General features: G+C 67.1%; 10 protein-coding genes. 4 read left to right on the top strand and 6 right to left on the bottom strand.

The features are described from left to right. Positions 1–294 precede the first annotated feature (294 nt). Entirely contained in the window at positions 295–594 is a 300-nt protein-coding gene (locus NIE79_RS25990) for an NIPSNAP family containing protein (protein WP_238681049.1), read from the top strand. Here the strand turns inward: NIE79_RS25990 and NIE79_RS25985 are convergent. The 3 genes from NIE79_RS25985 to NIE79_RS25975 all read right to left on the bottom strand — a co-directional run bounded on the left by NIE79_RS25985 (position 589) and on the right by NIE79_RS25975 (position 9,609). Next, positions 589–4,110 (bottom strand): WD40 repeat domain-containing protein, encoded by a 3,522-nt coding sequence (locus tag NIE79_RS25985; protein ID WP_238681048.1) that lies wholly within the window; start codon positions 4,108–4,110, stop codon positions 589–591. The genes NIE79_RS25990 and NIE79_RS25985 overlap by 6 nt on opposite strands. 190 nt (positions 4,111–4,300) lie before the next feature. Next, positions 4,301–5,902, bottom strand: coding sequence for a pentapeptide repeat-containing protein (locus NIE79_RS25980; RefSeq protein WP_238681047.1), 1,602 nt, complete (start codon positions 5,900–5,902; stop codon positions 4,301–4,303). 32 nt (positions 5,903–5,934) lie between these two features. After that, positions 5,935–9,609 (bottom strand): N-6 DNA methylase, encoded by a 3,675-nt coding sequence (locus NIE79_RS25975; protein ID WP_238681046.1) that lies wholly within the window; start codon positions 9,607–9,609, stop codon positions 5,935–5,937. 18 nt (positions 9,610–9,627) lie between these two features. Here NIE79_RS25975 and NIE79_RS25970 point away from each other — a divergent pair, with 18 nt between their 5' ends. From NIE79_RS25970 to NIE79_RS25960, 3 genes are all read left to right on the top strand, one after another. Next, entirely contained in the window at positions 9,628–10,191 is a 564-nt protein-coding gene (locus NIE79_RS25970; RefSeq protein WP_238681045.1) for a beta family protein, read from the top strand. 374 nt (positions 10,192–10,565) lie between these two features. Further along, complete coding sequence (locus NIE79_RS25965; RefSeq protein WP_238681044.1) at positions 10,566–10,961, top strand: hypothetical protein; 396 nt, start codon at positions 10,566–10,568, stop codon at positions 10,959–10,961. Between the two features lie 107 nt (positions 10,962–11,068). Continuing rightward, complete coding sequence (locus tag NIE79_RS25960) at positions 11,069–11,737, top strand: HNH endonuclease family protein (protein WP_238681043.1); 669 nt, start codon at positions 11,069–11,071, stop codon at positions 11,735–11,737. Positions 11,738–11,790: 53 nt separating this feature from the next. Here NIE79_RS25960 and NIE79_RS25955 read toward each other — a convergent pair whose 3' ends face one another. The 3 genes from NIE79_RS25955 to NIE79_RS25945 form a co-directional block, all read right to left on the bottom strand. After that, complete coding sequence (locus tag NIE79_RS25955; protein WP_238681042.1) at positions 11,791–12,042, bottom strand: hypothetical protein; 252 nt, start codon at positions 12,040–12,042, stop codon at positions 11,791–11,793. 129 nt (positions 12,043–12,171) lie between these two features. Further along, positions 12,172–12,405 carry a DUF8847 domain-containing protein gene (locus NIE79_RS25950; RefSeq protein ID WP_238681041.1) on the bottom strand — a complete coding sequence of 78 codons (234 nt, stop codon included), beginning with the start codon at positions 12,403–12,405 and terminating at the stop codon, positions 12,172–12,174. Positions 12,406–12,715: 310 nt separating this feature from the next. Further along, entirely contained in the window at positions 12,716–13,708 is a 993-nt protein-coding gene (locus tag NIE79_RS25945; RefSeq protein WP_238681040.1) for a DUF6745 domain-containing protein, read from the bottom strand. Positions 13,709–14,227: the final 519 nt, after the last annotated feature.

The following is a 14,227-nucleotide window of genomic DNA, read 5'->3' as shown; positions in this document are numbered from 1 at the left end:
GCCTCACCCTCGGTGCCCTCGCCACAGTCGCGTTCACCCTTGCCTGCTACGAGGACTTCACACCCCCGCACCAGGCCCAGCCCACTGTTCGGTGCGATCTTCTACGCGTTCATCTCCCTGGCCGGCCCGCTCGTCGTCGCCCTTCATCTCGAAACGCATGGGCGCCGGGATGCATAAGGGCCAGGGGGTGAGCCAGAGGTCTCGTTCGGTGCTGGACTGTGTGGCCGGCGTGGGTCCATTGCTTCGGTTAGGGTCGATGGCGCCCTGGGTTGCGCCACGGATGAGGTGACAGGTATGGCACGGTCGGTGCACATCCGTATTTACACGATCCGGGCGGGGCTGCTGGATGAGTGGGTGGACAGGTGGCAGCGTTTGGTCGTCCCGCTGCGCCGTGATCTCGGTTTCGAGATCCATGGGTCGTGGAAGGATCGGGCGCGGAATCAGCACGTCTGGGTGATTTCGCACGAGGGCCCTGAGTCGTTCGAGGAGGCCAACGCGGCCTACTGGGCCTCGGAGCGCCGTAAGTCGCTCGGCTTGGATCCGGACGATTACCTGGTGGGCGAGGAGACCCGCGAGGTCGAGCAGACGCTATGAGTCCGCATCGCCGGGCAGTAGGTGCGCCTGCCTCTCGTCGTGGCTGAGTGCTCGGAACACCCGTGAGCGCGCTACTGCGGTCAGCTCGGCCAGGTCGACGGAGTCCGCCCAGACGCGGGCACTGCCGTCCGTTGAACCCGTTACGACTTGCCGCCCGTCGGGCAACCACGCCAGGCTGGTCGCGCCGTCGCGGTGGACGCCGATCACCTCGTCCTGGTCGTCGTTCGCGCTGTCCCAAATCCGTACGGTGCGATCATCTGAGCAGGACGCGAGGCGCTGGCTGTCGGGAGCCCATGCCACTGCGCGAACGCGCTTCTCGTGGCCGGTCAGTACCTGTGGCTGGTCGGCGCCGGTAAGGTTCCAGACGCGGACGGTCCAATCGGCGGAGCAGGTGGCGAGCCGACGCTCGTCGGACGCCCAGCTGATCCCGTCGACGTAGTTCTGATGCCCGGAGTGAACGGTACTGTCGCCGGGGTGTTCGATATCCCAGACCCGGACGGTCCGGTCGTCGGAGCCCGAGGCAAGGTATCGGCCGCTCGGCGACCAGGCGAGCGCACCCACCCAGTCGGCGTGCCCGCGTAGGACGCCAGCGGAACTGCCGGTGCGGACGTCCCACACCCGTACCGAATTGTCTTTGCATCCTGCTGCCAACCGGGACCCGTCCGGTGACCAGGCCAGCGACTCGACCTCGGCCCCGAAATGCACGTCGCCGTTGGCACCGATCATGTGGGCTGAGCCGTCGCGCAGGGCCACGGCGATCACGTCGGCTTCCGGTGAACAGGCGAGCGCTGCGACCGGCTCTGGCCATGTCGTGACGGCGGCCGCGCCGTCCGGCTGCCAAATTCGTACGGTTCCGTCGGCGCCGCCGGTGACGATCCTCGCCGTCCGGTCCAGCGCGAGAGCGGTGACCGGTCCGTCGTGTCCGGCGAGGAGCCTTTGTTCGGCGCCGCGCGGCTGGATCGCCCACACCCGGGCGGTGCCGTCACCGGAACCGCTGAGAACCCGATGCCCGTCCGGGGACAGCGCGACAGACCAGGCGACCTGGGAGTGCCCGCGTAGCTCGGCTACCTCACGCAGTCGGCGGACGTCCCAGGCGCGGATGCTGCCGTCGCCGCTGGCAAATACGACGGTGCGGCCATCGGGAGACCAGGCGACCGACCACACGGGGGAACCCTGACCGCCGATGACATGTCGAGGTTCACCGGTCGCCCGATCCCAGATTCGCACGGTCTGATCGCCGGACCCGGTGACGAGTTGGCTGCCGTCGGGTGACCAGGCGACGGCCTCGACGAAGTCCCCGTGCCCCGTCAGTCTCTGCTCCGCTTGACCTGTGGTGAGGTCCCAGACGATGACGGACCGGTCGTGGGAGGCGGAGGCCAGCCGGCGGGAGTCGGGGGAGAACCGCAGGCCCCATACGTCCCCTTCGTGGCCAACCAGATGGGCGGCAAGCGTCCAGGTCGCGCTGTCCCAAACCTGGACCGTTCGGTCCCGGCTCGACCCGGCGAGGCGGGAACCGTCTGGTGACCAGGTAACACCGCGTGCGACGTCTGTGCAGGGCAACACCGCGACCGTTTCCGCCGTTGCCGCGTCCCACACCCGGACGGTGCCGTCCCGGGAGGCGGTGGCGAGCCGGGTGGCGTCGGGGGACCAGTCGACGGCGTCCACCATGCCGGTGTGCCCGCGGAGCACCCGGACGACGGTGCCGGTGTCGGCGTGCCAGATTCGCGCGGTGCCGTCTCGGGACGCGGTGGCTAGATGCGCGCCGTCGGGTGACCAGGCGACTCCGCGGACGGCGTCGGTGTGTCCGGCGAGTACCGCCTCGGTGTGGCTGAACGCCAACGCGGCCATCAGGGCCCGGCGGGCGACCGGCGTCGGCGGGCACTCCTGCAGGGCGGCGGAGGTCAGCAGTACCGCGAGTTCCGGGTACCGGTCGACGTTGCCGAGCGCGAACTGGCCGATCGTCTCCGACACTCGGTGCAGGAATGCGGTGTCACGGCTGCGGGAGGCGTTTACCAGGGCGTGTGCGGCTGGGCTGTCCTGGCCAGCCGATTTCATCGCTTCCAGCCAGTGTCCGGCCAACGAAAGCCGTTCCCCGGTGAGCAGGTAGTCGGCGCTGCGTCCTGCGTGGACCCAGTCCGCGGCCCACCGTTCCAGCTCGGTACGCCGCCGCAGATGCTCCGCCCGCGCTTCCACTTGCTGGCGCAGCGGCGCCCACCGGCGGAACAACGCCTCGTGCGCGACCTGCGCGTACGACTCACCGTCGATCACGTCGGTGGTCAGCAGCCGAGAATCGGTGAAGACGCCGATCACCCGACGCTGACTGTCGGACAGGTCCCGCAGCGGCACCCGGCGTCGAGTCGGTTCGGCACCCTCCATCGCTACCAGCCGGAGCAGGGTGTCCAGGACGTTCTCGGTGCTGCTCTCGTGGCGTACCTCCGCCATGACACTGTCGGCTTGGCGGCCCAGCGCCCCGGCGACGCCGCCGAGCGCTTGGTACGCCTGGCGGGTAGCTGTCTGCCCCGGCCTGGCAGCCCGGTGCAGCTCCTGAAGCAGGTACGCGAGCAGTGGCAACGCGTCCGGTGTAGCAGTGTCCGCGACGATCTGGTCGACGAGTCCGTCTTCGAAGCGCATTCCGGCGAGCTGGGCGGGTTGCTCCACGACTGTGACGAGGTCCGCCGGCCGCATGTTCCCGAGCGCGACCGGGCTAGCGAAGAGCTCCGGGCGGGGTCCGGCGAGGAGATCGGCGAGGAACTCGACGCGGAGCGTCGCGACAACCCAGAGCCTCCGGTCGGCGTCGAGCGCCGTCGCGATCTGCTCCAGGAACGTCGCCTGTTCAGTAGGGCTCGACAGGGTTACCAGTTCCTCGAGCTGGTCGAGGACCAGCAGGACGCGCCTGTGCCGATAGCCCTCGCGAGCCCGCCAGGCGGTCAGATGGCGGGCGAGGCTGTCCGGGCGGGACCGCGCTTCCCGCAGCGCGGAGGCCCGGTCGGCTGCGCCCAGTGTGACGGCAAGGTCCGCGAGGACACCGAGCGGTTCACCTGCCGGCGTGACCGCTGGCAACACCTGCCACCGTCCCACTCGCAGTCGGGGAACCATGCCAGCATGCACCAGCGAGGACTTGCCGCTGCCGGAGGCCCCGGTGACGCAGACAAACCGGTCGGACCCGTCCAGGCCGAGTTCATGCAGGTGTCGCACCAGCTCAGCGATCTGCTCCTCCCGACCGAAGAACACCGACGCGTCCTGCTCGGTAAAGGCAGACAGCCCGGGATAAGGGCTCCGATCCGACCGCCACACCGGCCGCGAACTACGGGGTGTTTGCCACCACAGCACCAGGCCGTTCCCGACGATCAGCACCACCAGCAGGATGATCAGCGCCGGACCGGCGACCTGACGGATCCCGGCGGTCAGTGGTGAGGTGTCGGCATTGGCGAAGAAGTTCGCCGCGATCTCCAGCAGAACGGCGATGATGAGCAGCGACAGCTGAAGAGCAATGGGTGGACGTCGACTTGGCCGCACCAACCCTCCCAGCGATGATCCCCGATGGGCTTACGGTAGCGGGTAAGCGCCCGCCCGTATGACCGCCGGTTGATGCGGGCCGTGATACGCGAAGACAGGTCGACATCGGGCATCAATACGGGGCTAGGTTGCCACGGCTTCACCGAGCGGGGACACCTCATCAACTCTCACCAGACGGGGGAGCGCACGGTCAGGTCGCGGAGTATCGGCGGAGCCGCTGCTGCTCGTATGGGGTCCGCACACCGTCGAACTTGACCCCTTCACAGCGCAGGGTGAGGTGTAGACGCTGGATCTGCGGATCTGCGGTGCCGAACCCCGCGGCGCCCGTTCGTATGTCGCAGACGATGCGGTCGGCGCCGCCGGTGATCAATCGGTCGTCGTCGGCGAACGCGATCGTGGTGACCGTGCCGGTGTGCAGGTCGTGGTGCCAGAGGACGGCCGGCGGGTCGTCGGGATCGTTGACGGGGACATTCCGGACCGTCACGCTTCCGTCGTGTCTGCCGACGGCCAGGAGGAGGCCGCCGCCTTGGCGGTGGTGGAGAGCGAGACAGCTCACGCGGTTGTCGGTCAGGAGCAGCTGTCGATGCGTGCTGGCGGCGTCTGGCAGGTTCACCGTGATCGTGGTGCCCTCGTGGGTACCGGATCCGGGTTCTTGCCCGTTCTCGGTGGCGAGTGCGTACGCCCGTCCGTCGGCCTGCGCGTAGCAGCTGACGACGGCCTCGACGTCGCGGTGGTCGAGGGTGTGGGTGGTGGTGGGGTCGACCCAGATGGCACGGTTCCACCCGCCGCTGGTCTCCTCCAAGAAGAGCACGGACTGGTGTCCTGCCAGGCTGGGCCTGAACCGTGATTTGGTGATGAAGCTGGCCCTGGCACGAACATGTTGTCCGTCAGGGTCGAGAATGGTGCATCTGCCATCTCCGATGGCGATCAGCCGTTGATGTGGCGTGGACTGCAGCCGCTCTACCCGGTGATCGAGTGAGGCGATGACGTGATTCGTGGCGGTTCCGCCCGGCCGAGGGCGCCACCCGCGCAGCGTACCGTCCTCGTACGCGGCGACGATTCTGTCGTCGCCGAGGGTGGTGACCGCCGCAACCCGGGCAGTCTCCTCCAACCGGACCCCTTCAAGATCCGCGCCGGTGAAATCGACGCGCGTCAGGTCCGCGTTGTCAAGGTTCGCGCCACGCAGGGAGCTTCTGGCGAACCTCGCCTCGGTGAGGTCCGCACCGCCGAGTCGGGCATGGTCCAGGCGCAGGTCCGACCAGTCGTACGCAGGCAATTTCCCTCGGGTGGCGTAGAGCAAGGTGATCGAGTTGCCGCCGAGGTAGGCGTTGTCCAGGTCGACGGTCGCGGACCGGGTGAAACTCGTCAGTCGAGACAGCGGGGTGCTGTCGGAGTGGGTTCGGAGGATCTCCGCCGCGAAGTGGGTGATCTCCGGCGGTAGCAGGGTGGGTTCGAGGATCCGGCGGGCCTGGTCGTGGTCCTCGCGTTCGAGTCTGCGGGCTAGGGCGCGGGCGAAGAAGTATTCCCGCATGCTCCGGTGGAAGAAGTCCACCGGCCACTTTTCTGGGTCGGCTCCGGGAGCGGTGACGGCCTTTAACAGTGCGCGGACGCCGATGCGAGCGGTGGCGTCGTCTTCGGCACCGTCGGGTGGCGCTGCCGGCGATGGGTCGTCCCGCATCTTCCACAACATCGCGGCGAGGCTGTTTCCGGACGTCGTCGAGTAGTCGCGCAGGTGGATGTAGGGCTGGTTTGCTTGCTGCAGCTCGACCGCGATGTCTTCCAGGATCTTCAACAGGTTCTCGACGAGTTCTCCGCTGGTTTGGCTCAGGCCTCGTCGTCGAACAGCTCGATCTTGCGGTGAAGGCTTCGGCGGACGTACGTGTCGTAGAGGGTCAGCTCGCTGAAGGTGTCCGCGGGTAGTTCCGACAGAGTTTCCTTGATCATCTGTAGGAAGAGCGGCTTGGCGGCGAGCCCGATGGGGTCGTAGAGGTTACGAAGGTCCTCGAGAGCCTGGGTCGATCTGTCGTCGGTGGCGAACTGTTCGAGGTATCGGACGCGTTCGGCCCGGGTGCCGGGAGCGATCCGCAGGACCCTCGGCTCGCGGAGCCGGTCCAGGACCCGATCCCAGTCGCGCCCGCCGTCGAGGACCCGGTGGCGTGAGGTCACCAGGACCTTGGACTTGCCGAGCTCATCGAGGCAGGATCGGATGTCGTTGAGACTGCGGGTGATCGCGGCCGGGGAGAGGTCGGTGGACATCTCGTCGAAGCCGTCGAGGATTACCAGGGTGCGCCCGCGGCGTTCCAGTTCGCGCCAGTCGGCGACGGTGGCACCGAGTTCTGCCAACCGTCGCTGGAACAACCTTCGGCTATCGCCTGCTCGTGCGAACTCCCGCAGGGGGATGCGCAGAGGAACGACTCCGGTCTCCGGTTCGCGGAGGTAGTCCTGGCACAGTTGCCGGGCCAGGCTGTAGGTGAAGAAGCTTTTGCCCTCGCCGAAGTCCGCGAGCAGGAGGAGCGGCTCTGTCGAATCGGGGTTGTCGAGCCAGGCCACCGTCTCGTCCAGCAGGTTGTGCGCGAGTAGTGACCCGTTCCGGTCGGTGGCTCGGAGCTGCACCTGGTTCGTGTAGAGCTCGTTGAAGTGACGGGCATCCTCGTTGACGAAGCAGAGCATCTGGGGATCGCTGAGGTAGCGATGCCACACCCGATCCAGCCGAAGCCGCGGTGCCAGCCTGGACTGGAGCTGCTCCATCGCTCGCTGGGCCATCGCGAGCTGAGGCTGTCCCGGCGGGGTGTCGTAGACGGCCCGGTAGACCTCGGGATCAAGAGCGAAGAGCCCCTGGATGCCGTCCTCAGGACTCCAGATCTGCACGGAGAAGGGGTATTCCTGGTGCTGTTCCCACGCGTCCAGCATCTTCCGCACTTCGTTGGTGGGACCGGAGTGGGGGGAGATGAGGATCCAGTGGTCCAGTTTTTCGCTCCGGGTACTGTACTTCTCTTGGAGCAGTTTGTCCGCGATGTCATTGAGTCGGATGGGGCGAGACAGGTTCTTGCACTCGACGTGGCACCGGACGGTGGGGCTGCCGGCGACGGTGCAGTCCAGTTCGATGTCGTGCCCGTACTGGGGCCCGGGTCGCTGCGAGCGTAAACGGGTAACCAGCACCTCTTGGTCGTCAGGCTGGATGAGGAAGAGTCGGGTGAGCAGGTCGACGGTGGCTTGTTCCAGTACGGCCCCGGATTCCTGAGGTGATCGCACGGGCGGAGTGCCATCTGATCGCACCGGTGGGTCGGGTGAATCCCCCCGCGCCGCCGGTTCCGTGGCGATCTCCGGGTTCGATCCTGTCGCTGGCGACGGGAAGGGATTACGCGAGGCGGTCGGGCGCCAGATCGCGGCGATGACGTCACGGTCAGTGTCGACGATGTCGAGGAAGCCGAACTCCGTGCCGAGGCGGGCGAGTCCCTGGGGATCGTCTTCGCCGATTTGTCGAAGCAGGACGGCGGCCTCGTCGTACGCGCCGTCGTGCACGAGGCCGCGAAGCGTGCTCTCCCACCCCTCAATCTTCTCCCCAACCGCATCGGTGTCGAATGACTCCGTCGACACGTACCGATCAATAGTGAGGTCGTCACCGTTGTCCCGTAGTTCGTCGCGGCCGACGACCCGCGCGAAACTCGGACGGCTTTCGAACGAGAGGTAATCCTGCACCAGTTGGTGGAGCTGTGTGTCCAGATCAGAGCTGCCGACGTGACCATCGGTCGGGGGAGTGACGTCGGTGAACAGGACCTTGCCGGCCCGGTCGTTCGGCTTCGAGTTCGGTGCCCGGAGAATGAGCACACACGCCGCGACGCCGGAGAGCTGCGCCGGCAGCCCGACGACCGCTTCGACGGCGTCGTCGTCGAGCAGTCGTGTGCGGAATGCCTGTTCGTCACCGCGCCCGAACAGCACGTTACGGGGCAGCACAACGGCGGCGACACCATCGGCCTTGAGGACCGACAACATGTGTTGTACGAACAACAGTTCCGCGCGTTGGGTACCCGGTCGCCCGGAACTCCAGCGGAAACGCTCCGGGTAGGGCATCGCCTCGGCGGACCGGTGCTGTCCGAATGGCGGGTCCGACAGGACGCGGTCGAAGCGTTCGAGAGCTCCGGACCGGACGTGTTGCGGGTCAGTCAGGGTGTCCCCGAGTGCGAGGGAATCGGTGGGAACGCCTTGCAACAGCAGGTTCATCTTCGACAGGAGCCAGGCCTGGGCCGAGTGTTCCTGGCCGGCGACCATCATCCGGTGCGGGCTCGCGCCCCGCGCCACCATATGCTCGGCGGCCCTGATCAGCAGGCCACCCGTCCCGGCGGCCGGGTCGTAGACGCTCATGCCACCGGCGGGGTCCAGGAGTTGCACCATCAGCCGCCTGATCAGGTCCGGCGTCGAGAACTGGGAGCCGTTTTCGATGGTCGACCCGGTCGCCATCTCCACCACCTGGTCGATCCCGGCTCTCAGGCCTTCCCCCGACTCGAGAGCATTCGGGCGAAGGCGGTAGCGGTCGAAATGTTGCAGGAGGAGGCTCAGGTCGTGGTCCGGCAACCCTGGCTGGTCGCCACTTCGCTCAAAACTGATCTGTCGGGATACGCCATCCAACGCGCGCGGGTTGGCGTGTTCCAACGCCTGCAATGCCCGGTCGAGTTCTCTGCCGATACCGCTACGGAGCCTGACAAGTCTGCGCCATCGGGCGACGTCCGGGACGTCGAACGTGGGGAGGTTGGTCAGTGGCCCGTCGGGAAGCCAGCCCTGCAGGGGTGCTCGACGCCCACCGTCGACGGAGTCCGAGGCGTACTTCAGAAGGAAAACACCGAGGAGATACCAACCAACCTGTGACCTGTCCGCGTTGCCCCGTAGTTGGTCCCATGCCATGAACAGGTGGGATGCGAATTCCCGCGGGGTGGCCAAGGGGCGGTCGTCGCCGGGCCCCTCACCGGTGTCGGCTAGCGCGACCAGGCCAGTGATGACGGCGGCTGACTTCTCCGGCGTCAACACCCGCGCCGATTGGAAGACGTCCTGATCACTCGAACCGACCCAGGCCCGTAGCTGCTTGTACTCCAGTTCGCTGACCTGGTGGAAGTTCACGACGGTGTAGACGTTGAGCCACCCCCTGTCACCCGGCTTCGGTGGCCAGAGCGAGTCGGCCAGGGCCTCGTTACGCAGCCGGCAGCCAAGGGTGCCAATGGCCTGCACGCGGTTGTGGCCGGTGAAGACGACGACGTCGCCCTGCTGGAGACGATCAATGATTGCGCTGTGACTCGCCAGCGCGCCCCAGAACCGGGCGGAATTCTCGGGATGGAGGGCGAGCAGCGTGTGCGTCTCGTCCTCGCTGAGGACACCCGCAAACTCCTCGGCAAGGAAGTCGACCGGCTCCTCGAGGGTGTCGTGGAATCGCTTGCGTGTCGCGGGGTTGCCGTACGACGGAGCAATCAGCACGAGCGGAGGGCGGCAATCGGCCTGACCATCGAGCATTGTCACCTGGTCCTTGATGTGTTCGAGGTGCGATCCGAACGCGACCTGACCCGCGTCGAACCGGTCGTGCGCAAATGCGTGTCCTGGGCTCAGCGCTACCCTTGGCGATCGATCACAGTCGCCTCCGGCGCCATGTCGCCGAGCATCTCGCACCTTCCGGTCCACATGCCTGCAGCCTTACGGCGCTGGGACCTGCAGCTGTGGCAACGCGTGCAGGACCTCGGCATCCAGTACGCGGACTACGCCATCGCTCATCCAGGAATGGCCGGAGCGGCGTGGCGACCTATGCCCAGTCTCCGCTACAGCGACGATGAGGTGTGGTGGATCTATCGTCGGCCCCACGACGCAGCGAACAGGCACGCAATGTACGACCTGTGCAAGGAACTGGTCTCCTCCGACCATTGGCCTACACAAGGACGAGACTTTTCCTGGGGAGATCACCAGATCGCTGCGCGGGCGGACGGCGCCGGCGGGCCTGGCAACGCCGCAAGCTGGCGCGCCTGGACAACGTCGCACCACCTTGCACAGGTCATGGATCAACTCGGCAGGTCCGGTTACACCGACCTGCGCGCTAACTCCTGACCTCGCCGCAACGGCGCCCCTTCCAGGTGTCGGCGCCCGAGCACGGTAGCGATGACGACCGGGACATCCGGTCATCGTTGAGGTGGGTTGCGCCCTCGCTGACCACCAGGAGGTCTCGAAACCGCGCCGGGTCACCTCGATCACCCGGTCCACAGCGCCGGGATGCGGGAACACCTAAGGGCTCGCTGGCCTGCCCTTCCGGACATCGTGGACTGACCCGGTGCTCGACGCCCGGTTAGGCGGGGTTGCCACCATGCTGGAGCATCCGGCGACCTTGACCCGTCCCTCCACCCTGAGGTGGGCGCTTCGACTCCACCAGGCTGCTGGCGCTCGCCCTGAACACGGTCAGCCTGCGCCACGCCGAGCTGGGGCAGATGGGCGCGGCGATGCTGGCGGCCGAGGAGTCGGTGGGGATCATCCCCGACCTCGTCCGAGCCAACGCCCTGGTTTTCGAACTCGACCTGGCCGCCGTACTGGCGAACCTGAGCGGGTACCTTCGGCAGTTGGGCCGGTTCCAGCACACCACCGAAGCCGAGGAGGTCTTCGGCCACTGGGGCGGGGCGAACCCCGCAGGCGTACTCCCTGCACCAGCGCCACCTCCGGGAGAACATCGCGGCGATGCGGGCCGAGCAGTTTCCGGTCGACCTGCGCCGCTGGGAGTTGGGTGCGCAGTCGTTCAACTGCTGACGGCGCACCTCGCGTGCCCGGAACAGGCGCCCGGCGAGGCCGTGTTGGACCGATCCGGCTCGTGCCCGCACGCCGGCCGCTGAATGCTCCAAAGTTTCCTGGCTGCTTCGTCACCCCTTCACAAAGGCGTCCTTCGATGGCCACGATTGTCAGAGACGGTTGCCGTCCACCCAGTGCCGAGGAGGCCCCTATGCGGGTAACCCGAGTCCTTGCCCGTTTTCCACGCGTCACGCGCCATGCCGCTGCGGTCGTTCTCGCCGCCGTCGCCGCCCTGGTCGGCGTCAGCGCACAGCCCGCGTCGGCCGCACCTCCCGGGATCCCGTCGAAGGCGACGGCGCAGTCGCAGCTCAACGCCCTGACCGTGGCAACCCAGGGCTCGACAAGCGGCTACTCGCGTGACCTGTTCCCGCACTGGATCACGATCAGCGGGAGCTGCAACACCCGCGAGCAGGTCCTCAAGCGTGACGGCACCTCCGTCGTCGTCGACAGCTCGTGCGCTGCCACCTCGGGCCGCTGGTACAGCCCGTACGAGGGCGCCACGTGGACGGCGGCCTCCGACGTTGACATCGACCACGTCGTCCCCCTCGCCGAGGCGTGGCGCTCCGGGGCCAACTCGTGGACGACCAGCCGTCGGCAGAGCTTCGCCAACGACCTCACTCGTCCGCAGTTGATCGCGGTGACGGACAACGTCAACCAGTCCAAGGGTGACCAGGATCCCTCCACCTGGCAGCCGCCTCTGTCGTCGTACCGGTGCACCTACAGCAAGATGTGGATCACCGTGAAGTACAGCTGGGGCCTGACCCTGCAGTCGTCGGAGAAGTCCGCTCTGCAGAGCATGCTCAACGCCTGTAGCTCCTGAGTGCGATCTGGCTGACGGTCTGTGCCTCGGGGCGCGGACCCGTCAGTCGGGTGCTAAGTCTGCTGTGGCGGCTGGCTGTCGCCGGACTGCTTGCGCCACTGGCCGCCCGCGTCGGCGGCGAGCAGACGCTTGACCATGGCGAGCGCCTCGCCCTCGGTGTCGAACTCCCACCGGAGCACCCGGCCGGTCTCGCTGTCGCCGGCTCGGGCGGTGACCTTCCACCGGACCTGGCGGGTGAGCCACACATCTCGGCGGCCCAGGCGACCCCAGATCCCGTTCCACCAGCGCGCCGCCGCATCCTCCACCAGCGAATCGTACAAGCGTTCGATCAGCGGATGATGGTGGGTAGCGATGTGGCCGGGCTGGGGTGGTGTCGTTCTCTGGTCGGATCACGGGCCGATCCGGCTTGGCGCGGTTGGCAGCCCATGCTGACGTCACTGGTCCTGGGGGACAGGGCCGTCGTACCGGAAGGTTGGCGGGTCGACCTCGCCGGCGCAGCGGAGGTAGCGGTGCTGCACCGGCTGGCTGGGGTGCTCGCGGGCGCCGAGGTAGGCGCCGCTCTGCGGCAGGACGATGGCCTGCGGAAGGGACCCGTCGTCGTCCACCTCGATGTGGGTGATGCGGCCGTCGGCAGGTCCGCCGAGCAGCCATGCCTCGACGGCGGGCATCAGCGACTCGCCGTCAGTGTGGCGGCGGATGTCAGGAGCCCGGCGACGGCGGCGATGAGGGCGGCCGTCGCGCCGATGAGGCCAGTAACACCGGCGAGGTGCTCCAGTGGTGTCGGCCTGTCGGTGCGCCGCGATCGGCTGCGTCCACCCCGGGTCATGGCTGCGCTCCTTCGTCATTGGATGGGACATGGCGTTGTCCCTGCGGAGGTACTTCAGCAGGGGTGGTCCAGCCGATCAATGCCTGATCGCATTAGCTGTGGACAACTCAGGTGCCTGTGGATAACCAGATGATCACTGCTGGCTTCTGGGATCATGCGCCGCTCGTTGCCGACCCCGAGCGAGGTGGGCTGATGAGAACGCCGTCATGGGCCCACACGTGGTGACCGTCGGGCCATTGAATAGCTGGCCCGTCGTCGGCATGGAGACGGTCCTGCTCGTCGAGTGTGAGCAGGGCGGGTCGCTCACTCATGACCGCGGTTTCGGGGAAGGGCCACCAGGGTCCGCTGGTGAGCGCGACGTCGCGGCAGCCCTGCCAGGCGGAGCCGGGGTCCGTATCGAAAACTCTGCGGTAGGTGTCGATGGCCGCCAGGACCATGAGGTCGGGGTAGAAGCACCAGGCCGGGTCGAAGAATCGGTCGTTGAGGTCAGGTGTGCTGTAGCGGACGACGGCACGAGCCTCATCGTTCTGGTCAACGAGCCCGTGCTCGTCGGACCAGTACCAGGCCGGTTGGAGCGTGTAATCGGCGCTGGTCGCGCGGTCGATCGCCGACCACGCAGGGCTCAGGACGTGCCGGTAGGTCTGGTGCACGGCGTGAAGCACCGGCCGCAGTGCCAATCGCTCGGACGGCAGGACAGGCGGGCACCGGTAGGGGCGCTCCATGAGGTCGTACCGCCCGTCCACGCCGTCGTAGCGTTGCTCGCCGTAGAACCCCTTGCGTTCGAAGTGGTAGTGGAACTCTCCGAAAGCGCTCAACCGCTCGGTGTCGCTCACCCGATCCACCAGTGGGCTACGGGCCGCTGACAGCGCCTGGTTCAACACCGTGCGACGCACGGCATTGACGAGTGGAACCTGCCCGTCCTGGATCAAACTCCTGACGAGGTCGAGAGCGGCCCACGGAGACGGGCACCAGATGAACTCGGAGGGCTCGGGCCTGCGAGCGGCGCGATAGGCGGCGCGGGCCGCGGCTTCGGCGTGGCCGTGATCGGCGGGTTCGAATGTCAGGAGGGCACGGGCCCATGTGCGGGCGATGCCGTGGGCGGCGGGGTGGGCGGGTGTGCTCGAGGGGTCCACGGTTTCATCCAATACGTGTTGTTGTCGTTGGCAAGGGGCACGGGCTGCACGTCGGCAACGGATGTGCGGGGAACCGCGACGGCCGAGCAAGGGGGACCCTTGTCGCGGTCGTTCCCGCTGCTGCGCTTCGGGCCAGGCGAGCGCCGTCAGCCGAGTCCGGGCTCCCTCAAGGGGAGCCCGGTGCTCCTGGCGCCGACGGCACTGTCGTAGCTCGTAGGTCATCCATGACGCGCCCTAACAGGTAATCGCGAGCGGAATAGCGGGACATGCTCAACCTCCACGCCAATTCCGCAGCGGATGAATGTCGTCTTCCTGATCATGGTGAACACCGTTCGTCTCCCACGGAAACTGCACCTTTCGGCTGCATGACTATTGGGCATCCTGATCATTGCTGGCGATTCTTGCCTGGCGCCAGCCATTTCCGTGGCGGCGTCGCTAATTGTGATCTACCGGCCCGCCTGCTGCCCGGATGACCGTTTTGTGGAATCAATTTGTAACCGCGCTTTACACGGGATTCCCATGATCTCTACC

Origin of the sequence: Micromonospora trifolii, assembly GCF_022229005.1 — a bacterium.
GTDB lineage: Bacteria > Actinomycetota > Actinomycetes > Mycobacteriales > Micromonosporaceae > Micromonospora > Micromonospora trifolii.
This window is presented reverse-complemented; position numbering and strand designations above follow the sequence as displayed.

Coding starts and splice junctions, on each gene's coding strand:
- NIE79_RS25990 (WP_238681049.1), top strand. CDS start 295: ATGGCACGGTCGGTGCACATCCGTATTTACACGATCCGGGCGGGGCTG.
- NIE79_RS25975 (WP_238681046.1), bottom strand. CDS start 9,609: ATGCTCGATGGTCAGGCCGATTGCCGCCCTCCGCTCGTGCTGATTGCT.
- NIE79_RS25965 (WP_238681044.1), top strand. CDS start 10,566: ATGGGCGCGGCGATGCTGGCGGCCGAGGAGTCGGTGGGGATCATCCCC.
- NIE79_RS25960 (WP_238681043.1), top strand. CDS start 11,069: ATGCGGGTAACCCGAGTCCTTGCCCGTTTTCCACGCGTCACGCGCCAT.
- NIE79_RS25950 (WP_238681041.1), bottom strand. CDS start 12,405: ATGCCCGCCGTCGAGGCATGGCTGCTCGGCGGACCTGCCGACGGCCGC.